The 25,908-nt window shown below is 74.4% G+C and carries 24 protein-coding genes; 10 read left to right on the forward strand and 14 right to left on the reverse strand.

Going from position 1 to position 25,908, the window contains the following annotated elements:
* Positions 1 to 12: 12 nt before the first annotated feature.
* The 11 genes from BLU55_RS08675 to BLU55_RS08725 all read right to left on the reverse strand — a co-directional run bounded on the left by BLU55_RS08675 (position 13) and on the right by BLU55_RS08725 (position 9,070).
* Entirely contained in the window at positions 13 to 702 is a 690-nt protein-coding gene (locus tag BLU55_RS08675; protein WP_091728517.1) for a methyltransferase domain-containing protein, read from the reverse strand.
* Positions 699 to 1,391: a TIGR04282 family arsenosugar biosynthesis glycosyltransferase gene (locus BLU55_RS08680; RefSeq protein WP_197681134.1), complete on the reverse strand. Its 693-nt coding sequence runs from the start codon at positions 1,389 to 1,391 to the stop codon at positions 699 to 701. Before BLU55_RS08680 ends, BLU55_RS08675 begins: the two co-directional genes overlap by 4 nt.
* Complete coding sequence (locus BLU55_RS08685) at positions 1,388 to 2,056, reverse strand: glycosyltransferase family 2 protein (protein WP_197681135.1); 669 nt, start codon at positions 2,054 to 2,056, stop codon at positions 1,388 to 1,390. Before BLU55_RS08685 ends, BLU55_RS08680 begins: the two co-directional genes overlap by 4 nt.
* A 68-nt stretch (positions 2,057 to 2,124) precedes the next feature.
* Positions 2,125 to 3,165 carry an NAD-dependent epimerase/dehydratase family protein gene (locus BLU55_RS08690; RefSeq protein WP_091728522.1) on the reverse strand — a complete coding sequence of 347 codons (1,041 nt, stop codon included), beginning with the start codon at positions 3,163 to 3,165 and terminating at the stop codon, positions 2,125 to 2,127.
* Between the two features lies 1 nt (position 3,166).
* Positions 3,167 to 4,000 carry an S-methyl-5'-thioadenosine phosphorylase gene (locus BLU55_RS08695; protein ID WP_091728525.1) on the reverse strand — a complete coding sequence of 278 codons (834 nt, stop codon included), beginning with the start codon at positions 3,998 to 4,000 and terminating at the stop codon, positions 3,167 to 3,169.
* Positions 4,001 to 4,024: 24 nt separating this feature from the next.
* Complete coding sequence (locus tag BLU55_RS08700; RefSeq protein WP_091728527.1) at positions 4,025 to 4,606, reverse strand: hypothetical protein; 582 nt, start codon at positions 4,604 to 4,606, stop codon at positions 4,025 to 4,027.
* 9 nt (positions 4,607 to 4,615) lie between these two features.
* On the reverse strand, positions 4,616 to 5,428 hold the full coding sequence (locus BLU55_RS08705) for an ABC transporter permease (protein ID WP_231917116.1): 813 nt from the start codon (positions 5,426 to 5,428) through the stop codon (positions 4,616 to 4,618).
* On the reverse strand, positions 5,425 to 6,249 hold the full coding sequence (locus tag BLU55_RS08710; protein ID WP_091728530.1) for an ABC transporter permease: 825 nt from the start codon (positions 6,247 to 6,249) through the stop codon (positions 5,425 to 5,427). Before BLU55_RS08710 ends, BLU55_RS08705 begins: the two co-directional genes overlap by 4 nt.
* On the reverse strand, positions 6,249 to 7,196 hold the full coding sequence (locus BLU55_RS08715) for an ABC transporter ATP-binding protein (RefSeq protein WP_456237709.1): 948 nt from the start codon (positions 7,194 to 7,196) through the stop codon (positions 6,249 to 6,251). Before BLU55_RS08715 ends, BLU55_RS08710 begins: the two co-directional genes overlap by 1 nt.
* A gap of 81 nt (positions 7,197 to 7,277) precedes the next feature.
* Positions 7,278 to 8,087 (reverse strand): ABC transporter permease, encoded by an 810-nt coding sequence (locus BLU55_RS08720; protein ID WP_091728532.1) that lies wholly within the window; start codon positions 8,085 to 8,087, stop codon positions 7,278 to 7,280.
* Entirely contained in the window at positions 8,084 to 9,070 is a 987-nt protein-coding gene (locus BLU55_RS08725; RefSeq protein ID WP_091728535.1) for an ATP-binding cassette domain-containing protein, read from the reverse strand. The genes BLU55_RS08720 and BLU55_RS08725 overlap by 4 nt, the downstream gene beginning before the upstream one ends.
* Before the next feature lie 150 nt (positions 9,071 to 9,220).
* Here BLU55_RS08725 and BLU55_RS08730 point away from each other — a divergent pair, with 150 nt between their 5' ends.
* The 5 genes from BLU55_RS08730 (at position 9,221) to BLU55_RS08750 (ending at position 18,329) form a co-directional block, all read left to right on the forward strand.
* The gene (locus BLU55_RS08730) at positions 9,221 to 10,126 is read left to right on the forward strand and encodes an isocitrate lyase/PEP mutase family protein (protein ID WP_091728537.1); all 906 of its coding nucleotides are present in this window, start codon (positions 9,221 to 9,223) and stop codon (positions 10,124 to 10,126) included.
* Positions 10,127 to 10,172: 46 nt separating this feature from the next.
* The gene (locus tag BLU55_RS08735; protein WP_091728540.1) at positions 10,173 to 14,729 is read left to right on the forward strand and encodes an ATP-dependent helicase; all 4,557 of its coding nucleotides are present in this window, start codon (positions 10,173 to 10,175) and stop codon (positions 14,727 to 14,729) included.
* Positions 14,730 to 14,731: 2 nt separating this feature from the next.
* Entirely contained in the window at positions 14,732 to 15,625 is an 894-nt protein-coding gene (locus BLU55_RS08740; RefSeq protein WP_091728543.1) for a DNA-formamidopyrimidine glycosylase family protein, read from the forward strand.
* Positions 15,626 to 15,634: 9 nt separating this feature from the next.
* Entirely contained in the window at positions 15,635 to 17,182 is a 1,548-nt protein-coding gene (locus tag BLU55_RS08745) for a spermidine synthase (protein WP_231917117.1), read from the forward strand.
* An 82-nt stretch (positions 17,183 to 17,264) separates the two neighbouring features.
* Positions 17,265 to 18,329 carry a hypothetical protein gene (locus tag BLU55_RS08750; RefSeq protein WP_091728545.1) on the forward strand — a complete coding sequence of 355 codons (1,065 nt, stop codon included), beginning with the start codon at positions 17,265 to 17,267 and terminating at the stop codon, positions 18,327 to 18,329.
* 6 nt (positions 18,330 to 18,335) lie between these two features.
* Here the strand turns inward: BLU55_RS08750 and BLU55_RS08755 are convergent, their stop codons facing one another.
* Entirely contained in the window at positions 18,336 to 18,992 is a 657-nt protein-coding gene (locus BLU55_RS08755; protein WP_091728548.1) for a LuxR C-terminal-related transcriptional regulator, read from the reverse strand.
* Entirely contained in the window at positions 18,989 to 20,326 is a 1,338-nt protein-coding gene (locus BLU55_RS08760) for an ATP-binding protein (RefSeq protein ID WP_091728550.1), read from the reverse strand. The genes BLU55_RS08755 and BLU55_RS08760 overlap by 4 nt, the downstream gene beginning before the upstream one ends.
* Before the next feature lie 123 nt (positions 20,327 to 20,449).
* Here BLU55_RS08760 and BLU55_RS08765 point away from each other — a divergent pair, with 123 nt between their 5' ends.
* From BLU55_RS08765 to BLU55_RS08775, 3 genes are all read left to right on the forward strand, one after another.
* Positions 20,450 to 21,727: a PspC domain-containing protein gene (locus BLU55_RS08765; protein WP_172833889.1), complete on the forward strand. Its 1,278-nt coding sequence runs from the start codon at positions 20,450 to 20,452 to the stop codon at positions 21,725 to 21,727.
* 62 nt (positions 21,728 to 21,789) lie between these two features.
* Positions 21,790 to 22,191, forward strand: a complete 402-nt coding sequence (locus BLU55_RS08770; protein ID WP_091728556.1) for a hypothetical protein — start codon at positions 21,790 to 21,792, stop codon at positions 22,189 to 22,191.
* On the forward strand, positions 22,188 to 22,406 hold the full coding sequence (locus BLU55_RS08775; RefSeq protein ID WP_091728558.1) for a PspC domain-containing protein: 219 nt from the start codon (positions 22,188 to 22,190) through the stop codon (positions 22,404 to 22,406). Before BLU55_RS08770 ends, BLU55_RS08775 begins: the two co-directional genes overlap by 4 nt.
* 1 nt (position 22,407) lies before the next feature.
* Here BLU55_RS08775 and BLU55_RS08780 read toward each other — a convergent pair whose 3' ends face one another.
* On the reverse strand, positions 22,408 to 23,193 hold the full coding sequence (locus BLU55_RS08780; RefSeq protein WP_231917118.1) for a MerR family transcriptional regulator: 786 nt from the start codon (positions 23,191 to 23,193) through the stop codon (positions 22,408 to 22,410).
* A gap of 127 nt (positions 23,194 to 23,320) precedes the next feature.
* Here BLU55_RS08780 and BLU55_RS08785 point away from each other — a divergent pair, with 127 nt between their 5' ends.
* Positions 23,321 to 24,472: an acyl-CoA dehydrogenase family protein gene (locus BLU55_RS08785; protein WP_091733646.1), complete on the forward strand. Its 1,152-nt coding sequence runs from the start codon at positions 23,321 to 23,323 to the stop codon at positions 24,470 to 24,472.
* A 201-nt stretch (positions 24,473 to 24,673) separates the two neighbouring features.
* Positions 24,674 to 25,735 carry a sigma-70 family RNA polymerase sigma factor gene (locus BLU55_RS08790; protein ID WP_231917119.1) on the forward strand — a complete coding sequence of 354 codons (1,062 nt, stop codon included), beginning with the start codon at positions 24,674 to 24,676 and terminating at the stop codon, positions 25,733 to 25,735.
* Positions 25,736 to 25,908 lie beyond the last annotated feature (173 nt).

The following is a 25,908-nucleotide window of genomic DNA, read 5'->3' on the forward strand; positions in this document are numbered from 1 at the left end:
TGGTCCGGGGTCCTAGTGGGTGAGCACGGCGAACCAGCGTCCGTGGTGCTCACCGAGCCGCTCGACGACGAGGTGCGCGGAGGCCGCCACGTGCTCGATGGCGTCGGTGCCCACCTGGGCCCAGGGGAACAGCGAGGTGCGGCGACCCTGGCTCACCAGGCGCGCCTCGTGGGTGCGCAGGCCGGTGCCCGGGGCCTCGAGGTCGACCACGACGCGGCCGGACCGGTGGACCAGCTCGCCGCAGCGGCGCAGCAGCTCGATCGGGGAGCCGCCGATGCCGATGTTGCCGTCGGCGAGCAGCACGCTGTCCCAGTGGCCCTCGCCGGGCATCGGGTCGAAGACGTTGCGCCGCAGGGCCGGGACTCCGCGACGACGCGCCTGCTCGACGGCCTCGCGGACGATGTCGACGGCGAGCACGTGGTTGCCGAGCTCGCGCAGGTAGGCGCTCATCCGGCCGGGTCCGCACCCGACGTCCATCGTGGCGCCCTCGCACAGCTGCAGCAGGGCGCGGTCGGAGCGGTCGGCGGGACGCAGCCAGTGGTGGACGGGGAGGAGCTCCTCGTCGGCGTACACCCCGCGCACGCTGCACGGCACGCCGCGCAGGGCGTCGGCGAAGAGCTCGCTGAAGGTGGCGTGGACGTGGGGCTCCTCGGCCCGCAGCGACCGGGTCTCGGACTCCGGGAGGAACTCGGCGGTGCTCATCGGGCCACCCCGCCCCGGCTGTGCGCCAGCGCACGGGCGAACCGGCTGTCGGGCGCGGCAGCCGCCGCCGCGAGGGCGTCGGCCTCCTCGTCGACGTCGCGCAGGGGGTCGACCTGCTGGACCCGGGCGCCGGCGCGCTCGAGCGCGGCGCGGGTCAGCACGCCGGTGGCGTCGGTGGACATGGGGACCTCCGGGAGGTGGGCGACGAGGTGGGGGCCGGCTACGCCGAGCAACCACCAGCCGCCGTCGAGGGCAGGACCGAGGACCGCGTCGTCCTGGTGGGTCATCATCTCCCCCGCGCCGCGGAGCACCGCAGCCGGGGCGTGCGGGGTGTCCATGCCGACCTGCACCACGGGGGCGCCGGCCGAGGACGCGACGTCGCGGTGGGCCGCGGCGAGACGCTCGGCGAGACCCTCGCCGCGCTGGGGATGGACCGTCCAGGCAGCCGTGGCGGCGAGCAGGTCCTCGGAGCGGAGCCCCTCGGCCAGGTCACCGTCGAGCGCGAGGTGGCAGCGCCCCGCGCCGTACGCCGTCCAGCAGGCCTCGAGCGTGTCGAGCAGCGCGGCGGCGGCGAGGTCGGCGGCCGCCTCCATGCCGACGACGGCGCCCAGGCGCGTCTTGACGCGGCCGGGCACCGGGGCCTTGGCCACGACCAGCACGACCGCCGGCGGACAGTGGCCGCCGGTCACGAGAGCACCCGGGCGAAGTCGCGCGCGGTGCGCACCGTGCCGACGACGGAGCCGGAGACCTTGGACTTCGTGCCCTCGGCGCGGGGGTGGTAGTCGATGTCCTGCTCGACGAAGCGCCAGTGCGCCTGCCCGGCACGCTGCAGCAGCTCGACGGGGTAGCCGAAGCGGCGGTCCTCGATGCCGAGGTCGAGCATGGCCTGGCGGCCGGAGACGCGCATCGGGGCGATGTCGTGCAGCGGCAGCCCGATCTTGCGACGCAGCCACCACAGCACGAGGCTGTTGCCGAGGCGGGCGTGCCAGGGCCAGACGCCGGCCCGGACGGGGCGGCGGCGGCCCACGGCGAGGTCGGCGCGGCCGCTGCGGACCTCCTCCAGCAGCCCCTGCAGCTGGGCAGGGTCCATCGATCCGTCGCCGTCCATGACGGCCACGTACCCCGCGGTCGCGGCTTCGATGCCCGCGTGGACCGCCGCGCCGTAGCCGGGGCGCGGCTCGACCACCACCAGCGCCCCCAGCCGGCGGGCGACCTCGGCGGTGTCGTCCCGCGACCCGTTGTCCACCACGATGGGCCGGAAGCCGGCCGGCACCTTGGCCAGCAGGTCCGGCAGCGCGGGGGCCTCGTCGCGGCAGGGGATCACCACGTCACAGACCACGTCAGGGGTAGCCACGACGACCAACGTAGTGGGACGCCCCCAGCCGCGTGGCTCTTCGCGCCGACCAGCGCGCCGCCGACGCCTCAGCGCAGCGGGGCGGACGCGAACTCCTCGATGCCCTGCTCAGGGGTGACCTGGGCGCGGAAGCCGAGCTCGGCCGCCGCCAGCTCGGGCGAGGCCACCACGTGGCGCACGTCACCGGGCCGGTAGTCGCCGGTCACCTGCGGAGCTGCTCCCCCGGCGGCCTGCGAGAGCAGCTCGGCGACCCGCAGGATCGGCACGGGCGTGCCGGAGCTGACGTTGTACGCCGACCACGACTCGGGCTCGCGGCCCACCACGGCGTCGATCGACGCGAGGTTGGCCCGGGCGACGTCGTCGACGTGGACGAAGTCACGCATCTGGCCGCCGTCCTCGAAGACCTTCGGGGCCTGGCCGGCCTCGAGCGAGGAGCGGAAGATCGCCGCCACCCCGCTGTAGGGGGTGTCGCGGGGCATCCCGGGGCCGTAGACGTTGTGGTAGCGCAGCCCGATGGCCCGCGCCCCGGCCTGGCGCACCCAGGCGTAGGCGTAGTGCTCCTGGGCGAGCTTGCTGGCGGCGTAGCTGCTGCGGGGGTCCAGCCGCGCGTCCTCGGGGACCAGCTCCCAGCCGAGCGCCCGCCCGCAGTGCGGGCAGTGGTTGTCGAAGTCGCCGGCGTCCAGCGCAGCCCGACGGCGTACGCCGGGCGCCTGGCGGCCGTGCTCCTCGCAGGTGTAGCGGCCCTCGCCGTAGACGACCATCGAGCTGGCCATCACGAGCGCGTCGACGCCGCGGTCGTGCATCGCGGCCAGCAGGGCGGCCGTGCCGAGGTCGTTGTGGCCGGCGTACAGCGGCATGTCGGCGACGGTGACGCCCGCGCCGACCATGGCCGCCTGGTGGCAGACCACGTCGACCCCGTCGAGCAGCGAGGCCCACTCGACGGCGTCGCGCACGTCGAGCCGGTGGACGTCGTCGGGCACCTCCGCGGTGCCGTCGTGCGCCTGGGGGATGACGGCGTCGACCCGGACGACCTCGTCGCCGCGCTCGGTGAGCTGGCGGTCGATGGCGGCGCCGATGAAGCCGAAGGAGCCGGTCAGCAGGACCTTCACCTCAGACCTCCGTCCGTGCGTCGGGACCGGGGAGCTCGAAGGGCAGGTCCACGTCGGCCAGCCAGTCGGCGCACCCGCAGGACCCGACCGGGGGCAGCTCGGCCACGACCTGTCCGAGCATCTCCTTCAGGCGCCCGATGTGGCGCTCGAACAGCGCGAACACCTGCGCCTGGTCGACCGACTCCTCGGCGCTGACCCCGGCGTCCATGTCGGTGACCAGCGCGATCGTGGCGTAGCAGAGGCCCAGCTCGCGGGCCAGGACGGCCTCGGGGTGACCGGTCATGTTCACGATGGTCCAGCCCTCGCGGGCGTAGCTCTGCGACTCGGCCCGGGTCGAGAAGCGCGGGCCCTCGATCACGACCATGGCGCCCTCGGTGAGGGTGCCCTCCCCCGCCGCCGCGACCAGCGCGCCCCGCAGGTCGGGGCAGTAGGGGTCGGCGAAGGGCGCGTGGCAGGCCCCGGTCTCGACGTAGGTCTGCACCCGCCGGGTGGTGCGGTCGACCAGCTGGTCGGGCACCACGAGCGTCCCCGGCTGGGTCTCGGGCTGCAGGCCGCCGACGGCGCAGGGCGCCAGCACCTGCTCGACACCGAGGGACTTCAGCGCCCACAGGTTGGCCCGGTAGGGGATCTGGGTGGGCGGGTGCTGGTGGCCCTTCCCGTGGCGGGGCAGGAACGCCACCGGGCGACCCGCCACCTCGCCGACCGCGATCGGGGCGGAGGGGGCGCCGTACGGCGTCTCGACGGTGACGGTGGTGGGGTTCTCGAGGAACTCGTAGAACCCGCTGCCACCGATCACGGCGACGCGGGGGGTCGGGCTCGTGGGCCGGTCAGTCATGGCCGCAGTCTGCCAACCCCGCGGTCACCCGTCGCTGCTGCCCTCGGCGAGCCCGCGCAGGCGGTGCAGCTGGTGGCGCATCATCACCAGGTCCCCGGCCCCCAGCAGCCGCTGCCAGGCGAGGTCGGCCGCGCGCAGCGGCGCGCGCGGCGGTCCCACCGCCAGGCAGACCAGGATCCGGCTGCGGGTGAGGCGTCCCGGCACCACCTCGTAGCTCATCGCCACCGGACCGCACACCCGCCGGCCCAGGCCCCGGGCGGCGGTGACGACCCGCTGGCCCACCTCGAGCTCGACGACCGGGCCGATGAGGAAGTGCTGGCCGAGCTCGAGCCGCTCCGCCCCGGGCGTGAGGCTCGAGGGACTGAGGCGGCCGAGGTTGTCGACGAGGTCGTAGCTGTAGGGAGCCACGCTGAGCTGGCACAGCCAGCGCCAGGTCGTCGCCGGGTCGGCGTCGACGTCGACGGCCCGCACGAAGTGGGCACCCCCGGGCGGCACGTGGCGGTCGGCGGGGTGGTGGTCGTGCGCCTCCCGGGCGGTGACGTTCCAGGCGCGCACCTCGGCGCGCACGGCGCGCACGCGGGCCAGGAGCGGGTCGAGCAGCGGCACGCCCCCTCCTCAGCCGAGGAGCAGGCGGTCGAGGCGGCGCGAGACCACGAGCATGCCGGCGAGGGTCATCAGGCCGAGGTAGACCACCGAGACGAGCGAGTCGACCGTCAGCACGCCGGTGGTCAGCTCGCGCACCAGCACCACGCCCCGGTAGAGCGGTGTCGCCTCGATCACCCACTGCAGCCAGGCCGGGAAGGCCGTCACCGGGAAGAAGGTCGCCGAGAACAGGAAGAGCGGCAGCGTCGCGAGGGTGACGTACTCGAAGTCCTGCCAGGACCGCATGTAGGTCGTCAGCGCCATCCCGACCGCCCCGAACGCGACCCCGATGAGCAGCGCGGCCGGCAGCACCAGCACCGCCCACCACGAGCCGACCAGGCCCATCGCCACCATGATCAGCAGGAACGCCAGCGAGTAGGCGCCGCCGCGCAGCAGCGACCACGCCAGCTCGCCGCGGGCGATGTCGCGGGTCGACAGCGGCGTGGCCAGCATCTGCTCGAAGGTCTTGGCGTACTTCAGCTTGAAGAAGAAGTTGAACGTCGAGTCGAGCAGCGCGCCGTTCATCGCCGACGCCGCGAGCATCCCCGGCGCGACGAACGCGGCGTAGCCGATGACCTCGCCGTGGAAGGTGAAGCCCTGCACCAGCTGGCCGACGCCGACGCCGATGGAGAACAGGTAGAAGACCGGCTCCAGGAAGCCGGACAGGAAGATCCACCAGGCCCCGCGGTAGACGACGTAGTTGCGCTGGACCAGCAGCCCGACCGCCCCCAGGGAGGTCAGCCGGTGGCCCTGTGCGGTCGCCGCGGCGCGCGTCACCGGCGTCACGAGGCGAGCCTGCGTCCGAGGAAGCGCAGCACCAGGACGTAGCCGAGGGCGGCCAGGCCGACCAGGTAGGCGACGTGGACGAGCGCCAGCAGCGGGTCGAACCGGTCGACGGTCAGCATCCGGGTCAGGTCGACGCCGTGCCACAGCGGCGTGAGCCGGGCCAGGACCTCCAGCACGGGCGAGAGGTTGGCGACCGGGAAGAAGGCGCCGGAGAACAGGAACATCGGGATCATGCCGAGCCGGAACACCAGCGAGAACCCGGTCTCGTCCTTGAGGTGGGCCGAGAGCGCGAACACCGGCGTCGCGAAGGCCAGCGCCACCAGCGGCTGCACCAGGAAGGCCAGCAGCGCGCCCCACCAGGTCGCGAACACCCCGAACGGCGCCACCACGAGGCAGAAGACGGCCGACGTCAGCGCCACCCGGAACAGCACGAACGCGACCTGCGACTGCACCACGTCGCGCACCGCCAGCGGCGTGGCCGTCATCGCGAAGTAGGTCTTGTGCCACTTCACCCCCGACATCACGGGGTAGGTCAGCTCGCCGAAGACCAGCTGCATCGACTGGGCGGCGAGCATGCCGGGGACCACGAAGGCCAGGTAGGTCGTCGCCCCCTCGAGCTGGTCGGGGTCGCCCTGGATGAACCCACCCAGCAGCACCCCCATCGCGACGACGTAGAGCAGCGGCGTCACGAACGACGAGACGACGCTGCCCTTCCAGGTGCGCTTGTAGACCGTCCACCAGTAGTCGGCCATGCGGGGGGCCAGGGTGCGGGAGGACGCGGTGCGGGGGGCCGGCGTGCGGGGCGGCGTGCGGGTGCTCATCAGTCGACCAGGGTCCGTCCGGTGAGGCGCAGGAAGACGTCCTCGAGCGAGGAGCGCCGCACCAGCGACATCACGGGGTCGAGCCCGCGGCGGTGGACCGCGGCGATGGCGGCCTCACCGTCCGCGGCGTAGAGCAGGATCCGGTCGGGCAGCACCTCCACGCGCTCGGCGAGGTCCGCGATCCTCGGTGCGACCTCCTCGTGCTCGCCGGTGCCGAAGCGGAGCTCGGCGACCTCGCGGGTGGAGTGCTCCTTGATCAGCTGCAGCGGCGACCCCTCCGCCACGATCCGGCCCTTGTCCATCACCACGAGGCGGTCGCAGAGCTGCTCGGCCTCGTCCATGTAGTGCGTGGTCAGCACCAGCGTCACGCCCTGCTGCTTGAGCCGGAACAACCGGTCCCACACGACGTGGCGGGCCTGCGGGTCCAGGCCGGTGGTCGGCTCGTCGAGCAGGAGCACCTCGGGCCGGTTGACCAGGGAGCGGGCGATGGTGAGGCGCCGCTTCATGCCGCCCGAGAGGTCCTCGACCTTGGCGCGCGCCTTCTCGGTGAGCTGCACGAACTCGAGCAGCTCGTCGCACCGCCGCCGCACCTCGGCGCGCGGGATGCCGAAGTAGCGGCCGTAGATGTAGAGGTTGTCGTAGACGTTGAGCTCGTTGTCGAGCGTGTCCTCCTGCGGGCACACCCCGATCCGCGAGCGGATCTCGGGGCCGTCGGTCGCCGGGTCCAGGCCCAGGATCCGCAGCTCGCCACCGCTGACGGGCGAGACGGCCGCGACCATGCGCATCGTCGAGGACTTGCCCGCCCCGTTGGGCCCGAGGAAGCCGAACGCCTCGCCGCGGGTGACGTCGACGTCGATGCCGGTCACCGCCTCGAAGTCGCCGAACGACTTGCGCAGCCCGCGGGCCCGGATCATGGCGTCGCCCGCGACGGCGTGGGAGTCAGTCACGCCGACCGACCCTAGCCACGCCCACCGACAGCCCGCACCGGCTTTTCCGCCGCCCCCGGCGCCCGCTCGCGCCCACCGGCGTCAGCGGCTGGTCGCGCGCTGGTAGCGGCGCGAGGTGAGCGGGACGAAGACGAGCAGCACGACGGCCGACCAGATCAGGGTGTAGAGCTCGGGGTTCTGCAGCGCCCACGACGGGGTCGAGAGCCCTCCCCCGGGCGGCACGTTGCCGAAGTTCTCCCGCGCCGCCTGCGTCACCGCCGAGATCGGGTTCCACTCGGCGAAGGTGCGCAGCGGCCCGGGGAGGGTCTCCAGCTGCACGAAGGTGTTGGCGATGAAGGTGAGCGGGAAGATGATGATGAACGAGGCGTTGTTGACGACCTCGGGGCTGGGGACCAGCAGCCCGACCAGCGCCATGATCCACGAGATGGCGTAGGCGAAGACGAGCAGCAGCAGGTAGCCGACCAGGGCGTGCCAGAACCCGTCGCGGATCCGCCAGCCGACCAGCAGGCCGGTCGCCGACATCACCACCAGCACGATGACGTTGTTGACGACGTCGGACAGGGTGCGGCCGAAGAGCACGGCCGAGGGCGACATCGGCAGCGTGCGGAAGCGGTCGATGATGCCCTTCTGGACGTCCTCGGCGATGCCCGCGCCGGTGATCGTCGAGCCGAACACGACGGTCTGGGCGAAGATGCCGGCGATGAGGAACTCGCGGTAGCCGCTGCCGTCGCCGCCCTGGTCGATCGCGCCGCCGAAGACGTAGGCGAAGAGCAGCACGAACATGATCGGCGACAGGGTCGTGAAGACCAGCAGGTCGGGGACCCGCTTGACCTTGATGAGGTTGCGCTTGGCGACGACGAGGCCGTCGGAGAAGGCGGTCAGGGCGCTCATGCGGAGGCCTCCGTGTCGGAGTGGTGGCCGGGCTCGGTGGCGGCCGCTGAGTCGCGGCCGGTGAGGCTGAGGAAGACGTCGTCGAGGGTGGGGCGACGCAGCCCGACGTCGTCCACGGCGACGGACTCGGTGTCGAGCAGCCGCAGGGCGTCGGCCAGCCGGCTGGCGCCCCCGCTGACGGGGACCAGCAGGCTGCGGCGCTCGTCCTCCCGCACGACCGGTCCCACGGCCAGGGGCGTGAGCAGCTCCTCGGCCCGGGCCAGCCGGTCGGGGTCGCTGACGGTGATCTGCAGCCGCTCTCCCCCGACCTGCGCCTTGAGCTCGTCGGCGCTGCCCTCGGCGATGACGCGGCCGTGGTCGACCACGACGATGTTGTCGGCGAGCAGGTCGGCCTCCTCGAGGTACTGCGTCGTCAGCAGCAGCGAGGTGCCGCCCGCGACGAGGCCTCGGATCACCTCCCACATCGAGGTGCGGCTGCGCGGGTCGAGGCCGGTGGTGGGCTCGTCGAGGAACAGCACCGGCGGCCGCGCGACCAGCGCTCCCGCGAGGTCGAGGCGGCGCCGCATGCCGCCGGAGTAGCCCTTGGCGACGCGGTCGCCCGCGTCGGCGAGGTCGAACTGCTCGAGCAGCTCGCGGGCCCGGGCGCGGCTGGCCCGGGCGCCGAGGTGGTAGAGCCGGCCGATCATGTCGAGGTTCTCGAAGCCGGTGAGGTACTCGTCGACGGCGGCGTACTGGCCCGAGACGCCGATCAGGCCCCGCACCCCCGCCGGGTCGGCCAGCACGTCGATCCCGGCCACGCTGGCCCGGCCCGCGTCGGGCCGCACCAGGGTGGTGAGCACCTTGACGGCGGTCGTCTTGCCCGCCCCGTTGGGGCCGAGCACGCCCAGCACCGTGCCCTCGGGCACCACCAGGTCCAGCCCGGCCAGCGCCGAGACCTTGCCGTAGGTCTTGACCAGGCCCTCTGCACGCACCGCGTCCGTCATGCGACCACCTTCCCACCGGGCGCCGACGGCCCGTGCGTCACCTCAGACCGGTCCCGGCCGCCGAAGTCATCGGAAGGTCTGACAGTGCCCGCACTAGGTTGGCCCGGTGCGGGGCGGGGCCGCGCGTCGCGCTCGTCGAGAGGAACCGTCGTGGGAGACCTGGTCAGCACCTCCGAGACCCCGTCCGGCACGCCGCGCGCGCGGCTGCGCGAGCTGCTCGCCGGCCCCGAGCCCCTGATCGCGCCCGGGGCGTACGACGCCCTGTCGGCGCGGCTGGTCGAGCAGGCCGGCTTCGACGCGGTCTACATGACCGGCTTCGGCACCAGCGCCTCGCGGATCGGGCGCCCCGACGTCGGGCTGCTCTCCGCCGGCGACATGGTCGACCAGGTGCGGCGCCTCGTCGACGCCGTCGACCGGCCGGTCATCGCCGACGCCGACACCGGCTACGGCAACGCCATCAACGTGATCCACACCGTGCGCGCCTACGAGCAGGCCGGCGTGGCCGCGCTGCACCTCGAGGACCAGGTGATGCCCAAGAAGTGCGGCCACATGAGCGGCAAGGTGGTGGTCCCGCGCGAGGAGATGGTCGGCAAGATCCGGGCCGCCGTCGAGGCCCGCCGCGACCCCGACCTGGTGCTCGTCGCCCGCACCGACGCCGCTGCGGTCCACGGCCTCGACGACGCCATCGAGCGGGCGCGGGCCTTCGCCGACGCCGGCGCCGACGTGCTGTTCGTGGAGGCCCCGACCAGCGAGGACGACATCGCCACGGTCGCCCGCGAGCTCCACGGCGTCGCCCCGCTCGTGTTCAACTGGGCCGAGGGCGGCCGCACGCCCCCGCTGCCCTTCGAGCGGGTCCGCGAGCTCGGCTTCTCGCTCGTGCTCTACCCGATCGCCACCCTGCTCGCGGCCACCGCGGCCGTCCAGGGCGTGCTGCGCACCATCGCCGAGGAGCGCTCGCCGCTCTCGGTGATGGACACCCTGCCCACCTTCGACGACTTCACCGACCTGATCGGCCTGCCGGAGGTCCGCGCGCTCGAGCAGCGCTTCGCCGACTGACCCGTCCTCGCCCGGGGCTGTCGGTGCCCTCCGGCAGGATGGGCAGGTGCACCAGTTCAGCGAGTCGACCCAGGCGTGGTTCGGCGCGGCCTTCGCCGCACCCACACCGGCCCAGCTGGGTGCCTGGGAGGCGATCTCGCAGGGCCGGCACGCGCTGGTGGTGGCCCCCACGGGCTCGGGCAAGACGCTCTCGGCCTTCCTCTGGTCGATCGACCGGCTCGCGACCACGCCGCCCCCCGAGGACAAGCAGCACCGCTGCCGGGTGCTCTACGTCTCGCCCCTCAAGGCGCTGGCCGTCGACGTCGAGCGCAACCTGCGCGCCCCGCTCGTCGGCATCCGCCAGACCGCCGAGCGGCTCGGCGCCGAGGTGCCCGAGATCCGGGTCGGCGTGCGCTCCGGCGACACCCCGGCGCAGGAGCGCCGCCGGATCCAGACCTCGCCGCCCGACATCCTCATCACCACCCCCGAGTCGCTGTTCCTGATGCTCACCTCGCAGGCCCGCGAGGCGCTGCGCGGGGTCGAGACCGTCATCCTCGACGAGGTCCACGCGGTGGCCGGCACCAAGCGCGGCGCCCACCTCGCGCTCTCCCTGGAGCGCCTCGACGAGCTGCTCGACAAGCCGGCCCAGCGGGTGGGTCTCTCGGCCACCGTGCGCCCGATCGACGAGGTGGCGCGCTTCCTGGGTGGCTCGGCCCCGGTCGAGGTGGTGGCACCGCCGTCGCAGAAGCAGTGGGACCTCACGGTCGTGGTGCCGGTCGAGGACATGACCCAGCTCGGCGACGAGGGCGGCGACGACGGCCCGCGGGCCGGGTCGCTGTGGCCCCACGTCGAGGCGCGCGTGCTCGACCTGGTCGAGCAGCACACCTCCACCATCGTGTTCGCCAACTCCCGCCGGCTGGCCGAGCGGCTCACGGCGCGGCTCAACGAGCTGGCCGCCGAGCGGGCCGGCCTCGACCCCGAGGACGCCGCCGACCCGACCCGCACCCCCGCGGACACGATGGCCCAGTCGGGCCAATCCGAGGGCGCCGCTCCCCTGGTCGCACGCGCCCACCACGGCTCGGTCTCCAAGGAGCAGCGGGCGATCATCGAGGACGACCTCAAGCGCGGGCGGCTGCCCTGCGTCGTGGCGACCAGCAGCCTCGAGCTCGGCATCGACATGGGTGCGGTCGACCTCGTGGTCCAGATCGAGTCGCCGCCCTCGGTCGCGAGCGCGCTGCAGCGGGTCGGCCGCGCCGGCCACCAGGTGGGCGAGGTCTCCCGGGGCGTGCTGTTCCCCAAGCACCGCGGCGACCTGGTCCCCTCCGCCGTGGCGGTCGAGCGGATGCGCTCGGGCGGCATCGAGGCGCTCCACGTGCCGGCCAGCCCGCTCGACGTGCTCGCGCAGCAGGTCGTGGCGGCGACCTCCATGGACGCGTGGTCGGCCGACGACCTGTTCGACGTCGTGCGCCGCTCCGCGCCGTTCACCACGCTGCCCCGCAGCGCCTACGACGCGACGCTCGACCTGCTCTCGGGCCGCTACCCCAGCGACGAGTTCGCCGAGCTGCGCCCGCGCCTGGTGTGGGACCGGGTCAGCGGCGAGCTGACCGGCCGGCCCGGGGCGCAGCGGCTGGCCGTCACCAGCGGCGGCACCATCCCCGACCGCGGCCTGTTCGGCGTCTTCCTGGTCGGCGAGAAGGCCTCGCGGGTGGGCGAGCTCGACGAGGAGATGGTCTATGAGTCCCGCATCGGCGACGTCTTCACCCTGGGCACGACCAGCTGGCGCATCGAGGACATCACCCACGACCGGGTGCTGGTGGCGCCGGCGCCCGGCCAGCCCGGGCGGCTGCCCTTCTGGACCGGCGACACCCTCGGCCGTCCCGCCGAGCTGGGCGCGGCCATCGGCGCCTTCACGCGCGAGCTGTCGGCGCTGCCCCGCGAGCAGGCGCTCGACCGGGTCCGGTCGTCGGGGCTCGACGAGTGGGCCGCCCAGAACCTCGTCGCGCTGATCCAGGAGCAGATGGAGGTCACCAACGCGGTGCCCCACGACCAGCAGCTGCTCGTCGAGCGGTTCCGCGACGAGCTGGGTGACTGGCGCCTGGTGGTCCACTCCCCCTACGGCACCCCGGTCCACGCGCCCTGGGCGCTGGCCATCAACGCGCGCCTGCGCGAGCGCTACGGCCTCGACGCCCAGGCGATGGCGACCGACGACGGCATCGTGCTGCGCATCCCCGAGACCGACCAGGAGCCGCCGGGGGCCGAGCTGGTCGCCTTCGAGCCCGACGAGCTCGAGCCGCTGGTGACCAACGAGGTGGGCGGCTCGGCCCTGTTCGCCTCGCGCTTCCGCGAGTGCGCCGCCCGCGCCCTGCTGCTCCCCCGACGCGACCCCGGCCGGCGCGCCCCGCTGTGGCAGCAGCGGCAGCGATCGGCGCAGCTGCTCGAGGTGGCCGCGCGCTACCCGTCGTTCCCGATCATCCTCGAGACGGTCCGCGAGGTGCTCCAGGACGTCTACGACCTGCCGTCCCTGGTGGCCCTGCACCAGCGCATCGCCGACCGGCGGCTGCGGCTGGTCGACGTGCAGACCCAGCGACCCTCCCCCTTCGCGCAGTCGCTGCTGTTCGGCTACGTCGCGGCGTTCATGTACGAGGGCGACTCGCCCCTGGCCGAGCGCCGCGCCGCGGCCCTCACCCTCGACCAGGGACTGCTGGCCGAGCTGCTCGGCCGCGCCGAGCTGCGCGAGCTCCTCGACCCCGAGGTGCTGGCCGAGGTCGAGGCCGAGGTGCAGCGGCTGGCGCCCCACCGGCAGGCCAAGGACGCCGAGGGCATCGCCGACCTGCTGCGGCTGCTCGGCCCGCTCACCACCGACGAGGTCAGGGCCCGGTGCTCGGACCCCGACCAGGTGCCCACCTGGATCGGGTCGCTGGTCTCCGCCCGCCGGGTCGTTCCCGTGCTGATGTCGGGCGAGCAGCGCCACGCGGTGGTCGAGGACGTCGCCCGGCTGCGCGACGGCCTCGGCGTCCCGGTGCCCCCGGGGGTGCCCGACGTCTTCACCGAGCCGGTCGAGGACCCGCTGGCCGACCTGGTCGGCCGCTACGCCCGCACCCACGGCCCCTTCACCGCCGCCGAGGTCGCGGCCCGCCTGGGCCTCGGCGTCGCGGTCTGCCACCAGACCCTGGCCCGGCTCGCCGCCCAGGGCCGCGTCATGGAGGGCGAGTTCCGCCCCCAGGGCAGCGGCGCCGAGTGGTGCGACGCCGAGGTGCTGCGGCTGCTGCGGCGCCGCTCGCTCGCCCGGCTGCGCCAGGAGGTCGAGCCCGTCGAGCCAGCCGCGCTCGCCCGCTTCACCCCCGCCTGGCAGCACGTCGTGTCCCCCCAGGCCACCGGCCGGACCAGCCGGCTGCGCGGCATCGACGGCGTCGTGACCGTGGTCGAGCAGCTCGCGGGCTGCGCGGTGCCGGCCAGCGCGCTCGAGACCCTGGTGCTGCCGGCCCGGGTCTCGGACTACCAGCCGGCCATGCTCGACGAGCTGACCTCCACCGGCGAGGTGGTGTGGGCCGGCCACGGCGACCTGCCCGGCGCCGACGGCTGGGTCTCGCTGCACCTGGCCGACTCCTCGCCGCTGACCCTGCCCGACGTGGGCGAGCTGGAGCTCACCCCCGGCCACGAGGCCGTGCTCGACGCGCTGGAGGGCGGCGGCGCGTTCTTCTTCCGCCAGCTGGCCACGGCGGCCGGGAGCTCGGACGACAAGGCGCTCTCCGCCGCGATCTGGGACCTGGTCTGGTCGGGCCGGCTGGGCAACGACACCCTGGCCCCCCTGCGGCTGCTGACCCGCAGCGGTCGCAGCGCCCACCAGGTCCGTCGTACGCCGCCCCGCACCCGTGGCGCCCGCCCCGGACGGCCCCGCCTCAGCTCGGCCGCCCTGCGCGCGGCCCCGCCCGACATGGCCGGGCGCTGGTTCGTGCTGCCCGAGCGCGAGACGGACCCCACGCTGCGGATGCACGCCATCGCCGAGAGCCTGCTGGAGCGCCACGGCGTCGTGACGCGCGGTGCCGTGATGAGCGAGCGGACCCCGGGCGGGTTCGCCGCGGCGTACAAGGTGCTGGCGGCGTTCGAGGACAGCGGCCGCTGCCGCCGCGGCTACTTCGTGGAGGGGCTGGGCGCGGCCCAGTTCGGCACCTCCGGGGCGATCGACCGGCTCCGCACCCACGGCGACACCCAGCGCGACCGCGACACCGTGCCGCCCCAGGCGGTGGCGCTCGCCGCCACCGATCCGGCCAACCCCTACGGCGCGGCGCTGCCCTGGCCGCCCCAGGAGTCGGGCCACCGGCCCGGACGCAAGGCCGGCGCGGTCGTGGTGCTGGTCGACGGCGAGCTGACCCTCTACGTCGAGCGCGGCGGCAAGACGCTGCTCACCTTCGCCACCGACGGGGCCGACCGCACCGACGAGCAGCTGCTGGCCCTGGCCATCGAGGCCCTCGGGCGGGCGGTGCGTGACGGTGCGCTGGGCCGCCTGGTGGTCGAGAAGGCCGACGGCGCGAGCATCCTGGGCGACGACTCCGAGCCGGTCCGCCGGGCGATGGAGCTGGCCGGGTTCATCGCCACCCCGCGCGGCCTGCGCGTGCGGGGCTGAGGATGCCCGAGGGCGACAGCATCGTGCGCGCCGCGCGCAAGCTGCAGGTGCTGAGCGGGCAGCAGCTGGTCCGCAGCGACCTGCGGATCCCGTCGCTGGCGACCGTCGACCTGCGGGGCGCGACCGTGCTCGAGACGGTGCCGCGCGGGAAGCACCTCCTGGTGCGCCTCGACACCGGGCTGACGCTGCACAGCCACCTCAAGATGGAGGGCTCCTGGTCGGTGCACCCGGTCGGCGCCCGCTGGCGCAAGCCGTGGCACACCGCCCGGGTCGTGCTGCGCACCCGCGGGACGGAGGCGGTCGGGTTCTCGCTGCTGCTCGACCTGGTCCGCACGGAGGCCGAGGACCGGCTGGTCGGGCACCTGGGGCCGGACCTGCTCGGCCCCGACTGGGACGCCGAGGCCGCCGTGGCGCGCCTGGCCGCCCGTCCCGACCGGCCGCTCGGGGAGGCCCTGCTCGACCAGCGGCTGCTCGCCGGGATCGGCAACGTGTTCAAGTCCGAGGTCTGCTTCGCGGCGGGCGTCGACCCGGCCGACCCCGTGGGCGTGGTCCCCGACCTGGCGGCCGTGGTGGCGGTGGCCAAGCAGCAGCTCGAGGCCAACCGCGACCGCCCCTTCCGGGTGACGACCGAGGACCCCGTGGCCCTGCGCTCGCGCCCCGGCGCCCGGGGCCGCCGCGACGGGGGACCCGGCGGCGCCGCCACCACCCAGGGCCGCCGCTACTGGGTCTACGGCCACCGCGGGCCCTGCGCCCGCTGCGGCACCACCGTGCGCCGCAGCGACCAGGGGCCGCGCGGGCAGGAGCGCTCGACCTACTGGTGCCCGCGCTGCCAGCCCGCCCGTCGGGTCGATCCGGGGCCGGTCGCGACGGGCTCGGCGTCACCGCCGCCCAGGTAGGTTGCCCGCGTGACGGCGACCAGCGCGACCAGGACCGACGCGGGCACCACCCCGCACCGACCTCCCCGCGGGCTGCTGGAGCTGATCGTCTTCGTGGTCGGCACCGCGAGCCTCGGCGCCGAGATCGCCGCCGCCCGGCTGCTCGCCCCGTGGTTCGGGGCCAGCACCATCGTGTGGGCCAACACCATCGCCATCACCCTGGTCTCGCTCTCGGTGGGCTACGCCCTCGGCGGCCGGCTGGCCGACCGCAACCCCACCCTGTCGGGCCTGGCCCGCTGGGTGCTGGCCTCCAGCGTCTTCTTCGCGGCCGTCCCCTTCCTGGCCGCACCCTTCCTCCGGCAGTCGGTGCGCGCCTTCGCGGAGTACTCCGGCGGGCTGTTCCTCGGCTCGCTGGTCGGCGTCGGCGCCATGATCGCCGTGCCGGTGCTGATGCTCGGCGTGGTCTCGCCGTACGCCGTGCGGCTGAAGGTCGACGCCGTCGAGGACACCGGCAAGACCGCGGGCCGGCTCTACGCCATCGGCACCATCGGCAGCCTCACCGGCACCTTCGGCGCCACCCTGGTCCTGATCCCCCTGGTCGGCAGCCAGCGGACCTTCCTCGTGTTCTCGCTGCTGCTGGCGCTGGTCTCCGTGCCGGCGCTGCGTGGCCCCGCCCGGGTGCTCGGCATCGTGGTCACCACCGCCATCGCGCTGCTGATCGTGGTGCCCCCGGGCACGACCAAGACCGTCACCGACGCCGGCCGCGTGATCGACGAGGCCGAGACGGAGTACCAGTACGCCCGCGTCATCGAGTCCGACACCGGCACCCGGGTGCTCGAGCTCAACGAGGGCCAGGCCATCCACTCCATCTACCGGCCTGACGACTACCTGTTCGGCGGCTACTGGGACGCCATGCTCGTGGCCGGGTTCGCCAGCGACACCCGCCCGACCGACGTCGCGATCCTCGGCAACGCCGGCGGCACCGTGGCCCGCGGGCTGACCCACTACTTCCCCGACGTCCGGGTCGACGGCGTCGAGCTCGACGACAAGGTGAGCGAGATCGGCCGCGAGTACTTCGGGATGACCAGCGACCGGATCACCACCCACACCGCCGACGCACGGCCGTGGCTGCAGCAGAGCGACCGCACCTTCGACAACATCATGCTCGACGCCTACCGGCAGCCCTACATCCCGGCGTACCTGACCACCCGGGAGTTCTTCGAGGTCACCCGGGCCCGCCTGAACCCCGGCGGCACCGTCACCGTCAACGTCGGGCACGTGCCCGGCAACGACCGCCTCGAGAAGGTCCTGACCGCCACCATGCGCGCGGTCTACGGCGAGGCCAACGTGTGGCGCGACCCGGTCGACGACACCAACACCGTGCTGCTGGCCACCACCTCCGACGCCGACCCCCGCGAGCAGCTGCGGGAGGCGGACCTGCCCGCCGACGTCCGGCCGGTGGCCGACACCGCCGCCGACCGGCTCGAGCCCGGCCTCGACGGCGGCCCCGTCTACACCGACGACCGCGCCCCGGTGGAGTGGCTGATCGACGCGTCGTTCGCCGCCGTGGCGGAGTAGGACTTCCGGACCCGACGGCCCGGTGCGGTCTCGCTCCGCGGCGGGTCGTGACGCGGGGCCCCGGGGTGCGCACAATGTCCCCGTGGATCCCGAGCGCCTCCCCGAGCCCGACGACCTGTGGTGGTCGTGGGTCGCGCTCGCCGTCCTCCAGCGCGCCCTCGGCCCGACCCCTCCCGACGGGTCACGCTGCGGGTTCGACCCCGAGCACCGCGTCGTGCGCCTCGACCTGGCCGACGGCTCCTGGCTCCGGCTGCAGCGCTCGCTGCGGCGGCACGTGCTGTGGGGCCGGTCGGCCGACGCTCCCCCGGCCCCGCCCGACGCCCGCCGCGACGCCCCCGCCTGGGCGCTGAGCGGCGCGACCGAGGAGGGCCGCCCGACCTTCCTGGCCTGGCACGCCCACGGCGAGTGGGACTCCGCGGTGACCGTGGCCGACCCGGGCGTCGAGCAGCTGCTGCGGCCGCTGCTCAGCGTCGACCCCCGGCTGGCCTCCCGGGTGGCCGCCGGCACGCTGTCGGCCGACGGCCTCGAGGCGCACCTGTCGCGCCCGGCCCGGCCCCGCGACGTGCGCGCGGCGCTCGACCTGGCCCGCGCTGCCGCCTCGCCGGCCCCGCTGCTGGCGCCGGGCGCCGTCGCGGTGCGGCTGCGCGACCAGGTCCACCGCCAGATGCGAGAGGCCCCCGAGGCCGACCGGATGCTGATGCAGCGGCCGCCGTCGGTGGTCCGTTGGGCCGCCGTCCACGGCCCCGCCACCCCCTACGAGTACGCCGTGATGGTGCGCCGGGAGCAGCTGGTCCCGGCCGTCGACAGCACCCGCCTGCCCGCCACCGCCCGGCGCTCGCTGATGACCGTGCTGCAGCTGCTGCGCGGCGAGGAGTCGGCCGCCGACCACGGCGCCTGGCTGTTCGCCCGGGTCGTCTCCGACGGCGTCGTGGTCGACTTCGACCGGTGCTTCGACGGCTGGCCGTCGTGGTGGCGCGCGACCCACCCCTCGCAGGGCCCGGCCCTCGGCGACCTCACCTGGGAGATGCAGCAGCGCACCCCCGCCTGGCGCCCGACCTGGGCCTCGCTGCTGCCCGCCGGCGAGACCGCCGACCCGGCGGCCTCCGCCGACGCCACCTCGGCGTCGGGCCGCGGCCACGACTCCTGAGGCCCGCTAGAGCAGGCGGCGGTCGGAGGCCCAGCGGGTGAGCTCGTGGCGCGAGGAGAGCTGGAGCTTGCGCAGCACCGACGACATGTGGGTCTCGACGGTCTTGGTGGAGATGAACAGCTCGGCGCCGACCTCCTTGTAGGAGTAGCCCCGGGCGATCAGGCGCATCACCTCGCGCTCGCGCTCGGTGAGCCGGTCGAGGTCGGTGTCGACCGCGGCGACCTCGATGGTGCCGGCGAAGGCGTCGAGGACGAACCCGGCCAGGCGGGGCGAGAACACCGCGTCCCCCGAGGCCACCCGGTCGATGGCCGCCACCAGCTCGGGCCCGGTGATCGTCTTGGTGACGTAGCCGCGCGCGCCGGCGCGGATGGTGCCGATCACGTCCTCGGCCGCGTCGGAGACCGACAGCGCCAGGAAGCGGGTGGTGGTCTCCCCGTCGGGGTGCGGCGCCAGGGCCGCGCGCCGCATCACCTCGGCCCCGCCGCCGCCCGGCAGGTGCACGTCGAGCAGCACCACGTCGGGGCGGTGGGCGAGCACGGCGGCGACCGCCTCGTCGACGTCGGCCGCCTCGGCCACCACGGTGACGCTGGCGCCCAGCTCGGCGCGCACGCCCGAGCGGAACATGGCGTGGTCGTCGACGATCACGACGGTGCGGGTGCTCACGAGCCCTCCTGGGGCGTACGACGGGCCTCGGGGCCGGTGGGACCGGTCGGGGACGACCGGGGCATGGACAGCCGGACCTCGGTGCCGCGGCCGGGGGTGCTGCGGACCTCGGCGTCGCCGCCGTGGCGGGTCATCCGGCCCACGATGCTGCTGCGCAGGCCCTGCCGGTCCTCGGGGACGCGGTCGGGGTCGAACCCCTGGCCGCGGTCGCGCACGAACACCTCGAGGGCGGCGGGCGTGGCCTCGGCGTAGACGTCGACGGCACCGGCGCCCGAGTGCCGGGCCGCGTTGACCATCGCCTCGCGGGCGGCCAGCACCAGCGGCCGGTCGCGCTCGGTCAGCTCGACGTCACCGACGCAGACCACGTCGACGGGCACGCCGTGGGCGTCCTCGACCTCGGCAGCGACCTCGCGCACGGCGCTGGTCAGGGTGGTGGGGCCGACCTCGTCGCTGGAGAACAGCCACGACCGCAGGTCCCGCTCCTGGGCGCGGGCGAGCCGGGCGACAGTGGCGGGGTCCGACGCCGAGCGCTGGATCAGGGCGAGCGTCTGCAGCACCGAGTCGTGCAGGTGGGCGGCCACGTCGGAGCGCTCCTCCGAGCGCACCCGGGCCTCGCGCTCCTCGCTGAGGTCGGAGGACAGCCGCAGCAGCCACGGCCCGAGCATCAGCCCGATGCCGACGATGGCGACCGCGGCGGCCACCCCGACGTCGAGCGCGACCGAGAGGCTGCCCGAGCGGAGCCCGAACACGACGACGGCCGAGATCAGCAGCAGCACCCCGACCGCGATCCGCAGCCAGGCCGTCCAGCCGCCGTCGCCGACCAGGGCCCGCACCGGGTTGATCCGCGCGCCCTCGTGGCGCCACCGGTCGCGCTGCGCCCGGTCGGCCTGCACCCACAGCACGGCGATGCCGCCGGCGCCGATCACCAGCGGCGCGACGGCCAGCGTGCGCCCCGTCAGCAGCGTGATCGCCAGCAGCACGCCCAGGGCGATCGCGCCCACCGCCACGAGCGGGCCGTGGTCGACCAGGCGGCGGGCCCGGCTCGTCGTACGACGTCCCTGGCGGGTGGCCGCGTCGCCCCCGGGGGTGCCGGGGGCGGCGAACCGCTGGGCCGGCAGCACCAGCCACAGGCCGGCGTACAGCACCGCGCCGAAGCCGCCGCACGCGACGAGCACGAGCAGCGCCGCCCGCACCCCCACGGTCGGCAGGCCCAGGTGGCGGGCCAGGCCGGAGGCGACACCGCCCAGGACGGCGTCCTCGGTGGCGCGGTGCGCCCGCCGCGGGACGTACGCCGCCGGGCCGGGCGCGGCGACGGGGGGTGGAGGACTCGTCATGGCACCCCCATCGTGGCACCCCACGACCCCGAGGCGCCTCAGGCGGGACCCCGACCCCGACCCCGGCAGGACCAGGGTCGTCCCCGATACCGCGACGGGCCCCGCGCGACCACGATGGTGGACATGGACGAGCAGACGAGCACCACCACGACCCCCCCGGACCAGCCCCCGGCCACCGGCGAGCACCGCCACGTCGGCAGCGACCGGGTCCGCGACCTCGGGCAGCTGCGCCGCACGACCGGCGACCGCTACCTCGGCGGCGTCGCCGGCGGCATCGGCCGCCACTTCGACGTCGACCCCACCGTGGTCCGCGTGGTGCTCGCCGTCGCCGCCCTGTTCGGCGGCGCCGGGCTGATCGTCTACGTCGCGGCGTGGATCTTCGTCCCCGAGGACGGCCGCGACCGAGCGGCGCTCGAGATCGGCCCCGACGGCCGCCGGGCGATGCTGCTCGCGGCCGGCCTGCTGGCCGTGCTGATCGTGCTGGGCACGCCCTTCGCCGACAACGGCTGGGGCCTGACCTTCCCGCTGCCCCTCATCGTGGTCGGGCTGGTCGTGGTGGCCCTGGTGAGCGCCTACCGGCAGCGCAGCGACCGCGGCGCCCCGGTGCCGCCCGCGCCGTGGCCGGCCGCCCCGGTCGCCGGGCAGCCCGGCCCCACCCAGTCGTCCACCCAGGCCTCCACCCAGGCCTCCGCCCGGGCGTCGGGCGCCTCGTGGACCCCGCCGCCCGCACGGCCCACCCCGCCCCAGCCCTTCGTCGCACCCCCGCCGCCGCGCGCCCGCCGCACCGGCCCGCTGCTGTTCTGGCCCACCGTGGCGCTGGTGGCGATCGCGCTCGGCGTCCTCGGCATCGTCGACGTCGACGGGTCGGTCCTGGTCTCGGCGTACGCCGCCCTGGCGCTCGGCGTCGTTGCCGTGATGCTGCTGGTCGGCGCCTTCGTCGGCCGGCCCGGCGGCCTCGTCGCCCTCGGCCTGGCGGCGACCCTGGCGCTCGGGGTCACCAGCATCGTCGACGCCGCCGGCGGCTCGACGGTCCGCTCGGACGAGACCTACGTGGCGCCGACCGACGGGGGCGCCGTGCGATCGGCGTACACCGACGGCAACGGCCGCTTCACCCTCGACCTGCGTGACCTGCCCGACCCCGCCGCCCTCGACGGCCGCACCGTCCGCGTCGACGTCGGCGTCGGCGAGGCCCGGGTGCTGCTCCCCGAGGGCGTGGTCGCCCGCGTCGACGCCGAGGTGGCGTACGCCGGCAGCATCTCGGTCGACGGCCAGCTCGCCGAGGGCGTCAACCCCACCCTGCGGCGCACCCTGGGCGGGAGCGGCGCGACCGGTGACGGCGCCCCGGTGATGGACCTCGAGGTCGACGCGCGCGCCGGCCAGATCACGGTCGAGAACGGCTGAGCACCGTGACCTCGACGAGCCCCACGAGCCCGACCCACCCCACCACCCCGAGGAGCACCCCCATGGACGAGCGCACGGACCGGCCCCCGCAGGACCGCACGGTCAAGGTCCCCCACCTGGTGATGGCGCTGCTCTTCCTCGGCACCGTCGCCGTGTGGGCCCTGGTCGCCGGCGACGCCATCGGCGCCGACGAGGTCGCCTTCCTGGTGCCCGGCGTCCTGGTCGCCGCCGGCGTCCTGGGCCTGCTGGCCAGCCTCGCCAGCGGCCGCAACCGGCGCCGCCGCCAGGCGCTGCCCCCCACCCCCGCCGCCCCGGCCACCGAGGACCGGCGCGACGACGACCCGTGGGACGAGCCCGACCGGCACGACGACCTGCACGACGACCTGCACGACGACCTGGAGCACACCGCTCCCCTGACCCCCACGCGCACCCTCCCCACCCAGCAGCCCGAGGAGCACCGATGACCGAGCCGTTCCAGACCCAGCCCCAGCAGCCCTCCTACCGCCGCCTCACCCGCGCCCCGGGCGGCCCCGTCTCCGGGGTGTGCGGCGGCGTCGCGGCGTACGCCGGCATCGACCCGCTGGTGGTCCGCGTGCTGACGGCGATCGCCGTCCTGGTCACCTTCCCGGTGGGCGCGATCGTCTACGTCGTGCTCTGGGCGGTGCTGCCCCGCTCCTGAGTCAGTCGCGGCCGTCGGGTGCGCCCGACGTGCGGGACAGCGACCGGGTGATGACGTCGTTGGCCGCCCGCTGGAAGCCCGCCACCACCGCCTCGAGGGTCAGCTGGCGCAGCCGCGCCATGGTCTGCTCGAAGGCGGCGGTGTCGGCCCCGGTGTGCTCGCGGCCGCGGAACGGCTTGAGCACCCGCTGGCGCAGGATCAGGGTGAGCTCGTCGGCCAGCGACTCCATGTGGCGGTTGATGGCCTCGGAGGCCTCCTCCATCGAGTCGGTGGGCAGGTCGAGGTCGGCCATCTGCAGCACCACGTCGAAGGCCGGGAGCAGCTCGAAGTGGTCTCCCGAGGCCCGGACGGCGTAGATCTTCTGGAGCCGGGTCAGGTCCTCGTCGCTGAGCGACCGCCCCGCACGCGCCTCGAGCTGGCGCCGGGTCAGCACCTCGTGGGCGCCACCGCCCCACGAGGTGAGCATCGCCCGCTGCAGCGCGAGGTCCTCGACGCCGGCGTCGGCCGGCAGCCCGCCGAGGTACTTCTCGATCGCCGACAGCGTGAACCCGTGGTCCTGGAGGGCACGGATCAGCTCGAGCCGGGCGCGGTGCTCCTGGGTGTAGTAAGCCATCCGGCCGCGACGCGTCGGGGCCGGGAGCAGCCCGAGGCCGGCGTAGTAGCGCGTGGTCCGCACGGTCAGCCCGGTCGCGGCCGCCAGCTCGTCCACCGTGTAGACGGCGTCGGCCGTCGCGGTGGGACCGCCCTGCTCGGCCGGACCGGCGGGATCGGGGGCTGCTGCGCTCACCGCACCACTGTGCCAGTGGCACTGGCAGCATCGCGACCCGGCTCGCTGAGGCTTGTTCGATGCCACATCTGCTGTAACAGTAGGGCTGTCAGTGATCGAGCTCCCCCGTCCCACCTGCGAGGACCCCATGGCCGAGACCTTCCCCCGCCTCTACACCGCCGAGCACGAGGACTTCCGCAAGACGGCGCGCACCTTCTACGAGCGCGAGGTCGTCCCCCACCACGACCAGTGGGAGCGCGACGGCATCGTGCCGCGCGAGCTGTGGACCAAGGCCGGCGAGGCCGGCCTGCTGTGCTTCGACGTCCCGGAGGAGTACGACGGGCCGGGCGTGGCCGACTTCCGCTACAACGTGATCCTCTCCGAGGAGCAGGCCCGGGCCAACGTGAGCGGCCCGGGGTTCTCGGTGCACACCGACATCATCGTCCCCTACCTGACCAGCCTGGGCACCGACGAGCAGAAGCGGCGCTGGCTGCCCGGGTGCGTGTCGGGCGAGATCATCACCTCGATCGCGATGACCGAGCCCGTGGCCGGCAGCGACCTGCAGGGCGTGCGCACCACCGCGGTCGACCAGGGCGACCACTACCTGGTCAACGGCTCGAAGACCTTCATCAGCAACGGCATCAACTCCGACCTGGTGATCGTGGTGGCGCGCACCGACCCCGACGCCGGCCACAAGGGCATCAGCCTGCTGGTGCTCGAGCGCGGCATGGAGGGCTTCGAGCGCGGCCGCAACCTCGACAAGATCGGACTCCACGCGCAGGACACCGCCGAGCTGTCGTTCACCGACGTGCGCGTGCCCAAGGAGAACCTCCTCGGCGAGGAGGGCCAGGGCTTCATCTACCTGATGATGAACCTGCCCCAGGAGCGCCTCATCATCGCGGCGCAGGCGGTGGCGGCGTGCGAGGCGATCGTCGAGATGTGCCTGTCCTACGCCCGCACCCGCGAGGCGTTCGGCAAGCCCATCGGCAAGTTCCAGCACAACCGCTTCCTGGTCGCCGAGATGGCCACCGAGACCAGGGTCGCGCGGGCCTTCCTCGAGGACTGCCTGCGCCGCCACATCACCGGCGAGCTGACCGCGGTCGACGCCGCGATGGCGAAGTACTGGACCACCGAGCTGCAGAACAAGCTGGTCAACCAGGGCGTCCAGCTCCACGGCGGCTACGGCTACATGATGGAGTTCCCGATCGCCAAGGCCTACCTCGACAGCCGGATCTCGACGATCTACGGCGGCACGACCGAGATCCAGAAGGAGATCATCGGGCGCTCGCTGGGCCTGTGAGTCCACGCCTCGACACGGCCGCACCGGTCCAGACCGGGAAAGTCGCGCGATGCGGGTTGTCTTGACGGGCTGGTGGGTTACGCTGCTATGACGCGTTGTCGTATCGACAAAGGGCGTGGGGTTGAAACCAACGACCTGACACCTGGGTGCTCGCACCCGCGGACCCTGTCTCCCGTTCGGGAGAGCTAGGTCGGTGGGCGGATGACCGCCACAGTTCCCTCGTCGTCGGGCCCCCCGCTCACGACGTCTCCTCCTCGATCCCCCTCCCACGAGGCGCACAGCTTCGACGCCTCCGACGTGGTCGACCTCGTCGACGCCCAGGACGCCGACGCCCAGGACCTCCAGTCCCGGGCGGCGTCCGAGCAGCAGCTGGACACCCCCGGCTCGGAGCCGACGGCCACCGCGGCCGACGACGTCGACGCCACCCCCGGTGACGGCGCCGGGCCCACACCTGCGACGTCCGGCCGCAGCAGCCGCATCTCGGCCGCGCGCAGCTCGGCCAGCGCCGCCCGCACCGAGCGCACCCGCGAGCTGTTCACCCGGGCGCTGGAGCCGATGTCCGAGGCCGAGCGGCAGGTGCTGCTCGACGAGGTGATCGTGCTGCACCTCGACCTGGCCCACTCCGAGGCCAAGCGCTACCGCTCGCGCGGCGTGCCCCTCGACGACCTGCAGCAGGTGGCGGCGCTCGCGCTGACGAAGGCCACCAACGGCTACGACGTCACGACCGGCCACAACTTCCTGTCGTACGCCGTGCCCACCATCCGCGGCGAGCTGCGCAAGCACTTCCGCGACCACGGCTGGATGATCCGGCCGCCGCGCCGCATCCAGGAGCTGCAGGCCCGGATCAACGTCGCCGACGCCGAGCTGGCCAACGAGCTCGGCCGCTCGCCGCAGCCCCAGGAGATCGCCGACCGGCTCGGCGACGACGTCGAGCAGGTCATCGAGGCGCTCTCCAGCGACGGGTGCTTCGTGCCGGCCTCCCTCGACCACCCCGCCGGCGGCGACGGCCTCACCAGCCTGGGTGACCTGCTCCCCCTCGACGACCTGGACCACCAGGCCTCCGAGGCCCGCATGGTGCTCCAGCCCGTGCTCCAGCACCTCTCCGAGCGCGACCGCCAGATCCTCGCGCTGCGGTTCTACGACGGCCTCACCCAGCGCGAGATCGCCGGCCGCATCGGCGTCACCCAGATGCAGGTGTCACGACTGCTGACCCGGATCCTCGGCCAGCTGCGCAACGACGTCGGCGAGCTCCGGGACGAGTAGCCCGACCCCTTGCCTCCCCTGGCCCCGCGCCGGCACCTGCCGGGCGGGGCCGACGTGTGTTCGGGGGCGGGGAGGGTGCTGATTACCCGGACGTCCGGGTAATCAGCTACTGGACGTCTGTTGCAACAGACGTCCAGTAGCCGAAAAGGCCGTCCAGTGGCCGCTGCGGCTGG

It is taken from the genome of Nocardioides scoriae, assembly GCF_900104965.1.
GTDB classification, from domain to species: domain Bacteria; phylum Actinomycetota; class Actinomycetes; order Propionibacteriales; family Nocardioidaceae; genus Marmoricola; species Marmoricola scoriae.

Bases quoted from the DNA above. Each gene is read 5' to 3' on its own strand.
- BLU55_RS08675 (WP_091728517.1), bottom strand. From the start codon at position 702: ATGAGCACCGCCGAGTTCCTCCCGGAGTCCGAGACCCGGTCGCTGCGG.
- BLU55_RS08695 (WP_091728525.1), bottom strand. From the start codon at position 4,000: ATGACTGACCGGCCCACGAGCCCGACCCCCCGCGTCGCCGTGATCGGT.
- BLU55_RS08710 (WP_091728530.1), bottom strand. From the start codon at position 6,249: ATGAGCACCCGCACGCCGCCCCGCACGCCGGCCCCCCGCACCGCGTCC.
- BLU55_RS08720 (WP_091728532.1), bottom strand. From the start codon at position 8,087: ATGAGCGCCCTGACCGCCTTCTCCGACGGCCTCGTCGTCGCCAAGCGC.
- BLU55_RS08725 (WP_091728535.1), bottom strand. From the start codon at position 9,070: ATGACGGACGCGGTGCGTGCAGAGGGCCTGGTCAAGACCTACGGCAAG.
- BLU55_RS08740 (WP_091728543.1), top strand. From the start codon at position 14,732: ATGCCCGAGGGCGACAGCATCGTGCGCGCCGCGCGCAAGCTGCAGGTG.
- BLU55_RS08760 (WP_091728550.1), bottom strand. From the start codon at position 20,326: ATGACGAGTCCTCCACCCCCCGTCGCCGCGCCCGGCCCGGCGGCGTAC.
- BLU55_RS08765 (WP_172833889.1), top strand. From the start codon at position 20,450: ATGGACGAGCAGACGAGCACCACCACGACCCCCCCGGACCAGCCCCCG.
- BLU55_RS08770 (WP_091728556.1), top strand. From the start codon at position 21,790: ATGGACGAGCGCACGGACCGGCCCCCGCAGGACCGCACGGTCAAGGTC.
- BLU55_RS08775 (WP_091728558.1), top strand. From the start codon at position 22,188: ATGACCGAGCCGTTCCAGACCCAGCCCCAGCAGCCCTCCTACCGCCGC.
- BLU55_RS08785 (WP_091733646.1), top strand. From the start codon at position 23,321: ATGGCCGAGACCTTCCCCCGCCTCTACACCGCCGAGCACGAGGACTTC.
- BLU55_RS08790 (WP_231917119.1), top strand. From the start codon at position 24,674: ATGACCGCCACAGTTCCCTCGTCGTCGGGCCCCCCGCTCACGACGTCT.